The organism is Halorhodospira neutriphila, assembly GCF_016584055.1.
Classification (GTDB): Bacteria; Pseudomonadota; Gammaproteobacteria; order Nitrococcales; family Halorhodospiraceae; genus Halorhodospira; species Halorhodospira neutriphila.
In genome coordinates, this window is record NZ_NRSH01000170.1 from 1 (window position 1) to 3,900 (window position 3,900).

General features: G+C 73.7%; 4 protein-coding genes. 1 reads left to right on the forward strand and 3 read right to left on the reverse strand.

The genetic code is table 11. The features are described 5' to 3' along the window. Positions 1–929, forward strand: a 929-nt coding sequence (locus CKO13_RS11140; protein ID WP_338034641.1) for a carotenoid 1,2-hydratase, incomplete at its 5' end; no start/stop codon positions are given. A 3-nt stretch (positions 930–932) separates the two neighbouring features. On the opposite strand, the gene CKO13_RS11145 is transcribed toward CKO13_RS11140, so the two are convergent. The 3 genes from CKO13_RS11145 to CKO13_RS11155 form a co-directional block, all read right to left on the reverse strand. Further along, positions 933–1,082, reverse strand: a complete 150-nt coding sequence (locus tag CKO13_RS11145; RefSeq protein ID WP_200260983.1) for a hypothetical protein — start codon at positions 1,080–1,082, stop codon at positions 933–935. Between the two features lie 68 nt (positions 1,083–1,150). After that, complete coding sequence (locus CKO13_RS11150) at positions 1,151–2,212, reverse strand: phytoene/squalene synthase family protein (protein ID WP_200260986.1); 1,062 nt, start codon at positions 2,210–2,212, stop codon at positions 1,151–1,153. After that, entirely contained in the window at positions 2,193–3,704 is a 1,512-nt protein-coding gene (locus CKO13_RS11155) for a phytoene desaturase (protein WP_242468017.1), read from the reverse strand. Before CKO13_RS11155 ends, CKO13_RS11150 begins: the two co-directional genes overlap by 20 nt. Positions 3,705–3,900: the final 196 nt, after the last annotated feature.

The following is a 3,900-nucleotide window of genomic DNA, read 5'->3' on the forward strand; positions in this document are numbered from 1 at the left end:
ACTTCAGCCATGCGGTCCCGCAGGGCGGCTACGCCTGGTGGTACGTCGACGGGCTGAGCGACGACGGGCGCCACGGCATCACCCTGATCGCCTTCATCGGCAGCGTCTTCTCGCCCTACTACGCCTGGGCGCGCCGGCGCGGCGAGGCCGACCCGTACGACCACTGCGCCCTGAACGTCGCCCTCTACGGCGACAAGCGCGGCCACTGGGCGCTGACCGAGCGCGGCCGCTCCGAGCTCGCGCAGGCGCCGGAGCGGCTGATCATCGGGCCGAGCCAGATGCGCTGGGTCGACGGCGAGCTCATCGTCGACATCGACGAGGTGACCTTCCCCCGCCCCGCCTTCCTGCGCGGCCAGGTGCGGCTGCGGCCGACGATCCGCAACGACCACGGCCTCACCCTCGACCCGGCCGGGCGCCACCGCTGGTGCGCCCTCGCCCCCTGCGCCCGGATCGAGGTGAGCCTGGAGAAGCCGCGGCTGCACTGGGAGGGCAGCGGCTACTTCGACACCAACGCCGGCGACGAGCCGCTCGAGGACGGCTTCCACGGCTGGCACTGGGCGCGCACGAGCGGCGCCGACGGCACCACCGTGCTCTACGACCTCGAGCCGCGCGGCGCCGAGCCCTACGCCACGGCGCTGCACTTCGACCGCGAGCACGGCCTGACGCGGCAGCCGAGCCCGGAGATCGCGGCCTTGCCGAAGAGCCTGTGGCGCGTCCGGCGCCGCATCCCGGCGGATACGCCGCAGGCCGCCCGGCTGCGGGAGACCTTCGAGGACACCCCCTTCTACGCGCGCTCGCTGGTCGAGACCCGCATCGCCGGGCAGCCGCTGACCACCGTCCACGAGAGCCTCTCCCTCGAGCGCTTCTCGCGCCGCTGGGTGCAGGCCCTGCTGCCCTTCCGCATGCCCCGGCGCGCGGGGCGGGAGTAGGCGCTAGCCGTCGTTCCCGCCGCCCTGCTCCGCATCCCGGCGCTGCCGGATGCGGCGCAGGTCGCGGCGGGTGACGATGAGCTCGCGCACGCCGATGGCGAGCACGCCGCCGATGATGAGCAGCTCGATGAAGATGTGCGCCTGCGGGGACATCGATGCCTCCAGCCGGCCGGGCCGGCGCTATTGCGGTCCAGGTTTAGGCACCACCGCCCCCGCCCCGCTCAGCCGGAGCGGGCGGCGGCGGAGCGCTGCTCGAGCCGGTCGAAGAGCTCCAGCACCCAGGCGACGCGCCCCTCGATCGGCCCCGGCGAGGCCGCCGCGGCGCTCGCCTCGACGGCCTCGATGAGGAACTCGGCCTGCGCCAGCGGCGGTGCCGAGCAGTCCCGCGGCGCCCGCGCCAGGGTCGCGGCCACCCCCGAGAGGACGCGCGCCTTGCGGCGCCCGGAGACCACCGCCCGCTGGTTCACGGCGTCGAGCCCGCGGCGCTCGAGCTCGCGGCCGATCTCGGCGTAGAGCAGCCGCGCGGCGCAGATCCCGGGGCGCACGCGGGCGGGCAGCGCCGGGAAGCCGGCCATGGAGCGCTCGTAGAGGGTATCGGCGTAGTGGAGCAGGCGCTGGATCACGCCGGCGAGCTCGGGGGTGAACCGCGGCGCCGCCAGGAAGGCGTCGGGATCGAGCCCGGCCTCGCGCAGCCACTGCCGGGGGAGGTAGAGCCGTCCCTGGCGGGCGTCCTCGCCGACGTCCCGGGCGATGTTCGTCAGCTGCATGGCCACGCCCAGGTCGCAGGCGCGCGCCAGCGGCCCCGGCGAGCGCACCCCCATGAGCAGGGCCATCATCACGCCGACGGTCCCGGCGACGCGCACCGCGTAGGCGTAGAGGTCGTCGAGGGTCTCGTAGCGCCGGCCGGCGGCGTCCCAGGCGAAGCCCTCGATGAGCGCGGCGGGCAGCTCGGCGGGGATGCGGAACTGGTGGACCACGCAGGAGAAGGCGCGGTCGGCGGGGTCCCGCTCCGGGCAGCCCGCGTAGACGCGCTCGAGGCGCCGGTAGAGGGCCTCGAGCGCGGCGTCCTGCGCCTCCTCGCCGCTCTCGTCGACGGCGTCGTCGGCGAGGCGGCAGAAGGCGTAGAGGGCGGTGGCCGGGTCGCGCGCCGAGCGCGGCAGCAGCCACGAGGCGGCGAGGAAGGTCCGCGAGCCGGTGCACAGCGAGGCCCGGCACGCCGTCCGATCGGTGCTCAGCAGGTACGGCTCGGGAGCCAGATCGGGGTCAGGTGAAGGCACTCGCATCGGGAACCACCTTGTCCAGAACTCGGGCTGAGGAGACGACGCCGGGCAGGCCGGCGCCGGGGTGGGTTCCGGCGCCGACGAGGTAGAGGTGCTCGACGTCCTCGCTGCGGTTGTGGGGCCGGAACCAGGCGCTCTGGTGGAGCGCCGGCTCGAGGCTGAACGCCGCCCCCCGGAAGGCCTTCAGCCGGTGGTAGAAGTCCTGGGGCGTGGTCACCCGCGAGGTCACGAGCTGCTCGTCCAGCCCCGGCAGCACGCTCCCGCGCAGGTACTCGGCGATGGCGCGGCGGTACGGCTCGGCCCGCTCCTCCCAGTCGATGTTCCCCTCGAGGTTGGGCACCGGGGAGAGGACGTAGTAGGCGTCGTGCCCCGCCGGGGCCACCGACGGATCGGTGGCGCTCGGCCGGTGGAGGTAGAGGCTGAAGTCGTCGGCGAGGACCTTGCGCCTGAAGATGTCCTCGATGAGCTCCTTGTAGCGCGGCCCCATGAGGATCGTGTGGTGCGGGACCTGGGTGTACTGCTGCGCCGTGCCGAAGTACCAGACGAAGAGCCCCATGGAGTAGCGGCTGCGCTCCAGGCGCTGGTCGGTCCACCGCCGCCGCGCCCCCGCGGGGACGAGGTGGCGGTAGGTCCAGGCGGCGTCGGCGTTGGAGACGACGATATCGGCGCCGATGCGCTCGCCGGAGGCCAGCTCCACGCCGGTGGCGCGGCCGTTCTCGACGGTGATCGCCTCGACGTCGGCGCCGTAGCGGACCTCGTTGCCCTGCCCGGCGATGAGGTCGGCCAGCCCGGCGGCCAGCCGCCCTGTGCCGCCCATGACGTAGTGCACGCCCCAGTGCTGCTCCAGGTACTCGATCAGGCAGTAGACGGAGGTCACCGAGAAGGGGTTGCCGCCGATGAGCAGCGGGTGGAAGCTCAGTACCTGGCGCAGCTGCGGGTCGCGCACGTAGCGCGAGACCATCCCGTGGACGCTGCGGTAGCTCTGCAGCCGGATCAGGCTCGGCAGGATGCGCGCCATGTCGGTGAAGCGGGTGAACGGCTCGCTGCTGAGCTGCTCGAAGCCGACCCGGAAGATCTCCCGGCTCGCCTCCATGTAGCGCTCATAGCCGGCCACATCGCGGGGGGAGAAGCGCGAGACCTCGGCGCGCATCCGCTCGTCGTCGCCGGTGTAGTCGAACTGCTCGCCGTCGTGGAAGCGCACCCGGTAGAACGGGTCCATCAGGCGCAGATCGATGTCGTCCTCGAAGCGCCGCCCGGCGAGCTCCCAGAGCTCGCGGAAGAGGAACGGCGCCGTGACGATCGTCGGCCCGGCGTCGAAGGTGAAGCCGTCCTGGTGGTGGACGTAGGCGCGCCCGCCGGGGGCGTCGAGGCGCTCGAGGACGGTGACCCGGTAGCCCCGGGCGCCGAGGCGGACGGCGGCGGCGAGGCCGCCGAATCCGCTGCCGATCACCACGGCGTGGGGGCGGCCGCGGCCGGCAGCGGCGGATGCGCTCATCTCAGACATACGCTCCAACATATAGACGACGGCGTCGTTGTCAACGAATGGTGACACCACCGCGACTTTCTGGCGCGGCGGCGAGGGCGAGGACCCGTGCGGCGACACGCCGCGGGTCCTCCTCGTGGGCGAGGTGGCCGAGGCCGGGGAGCTGCTCGTGGCGGCGGCGGGCAGGCGCAGCCGGACCCGGTCCGCC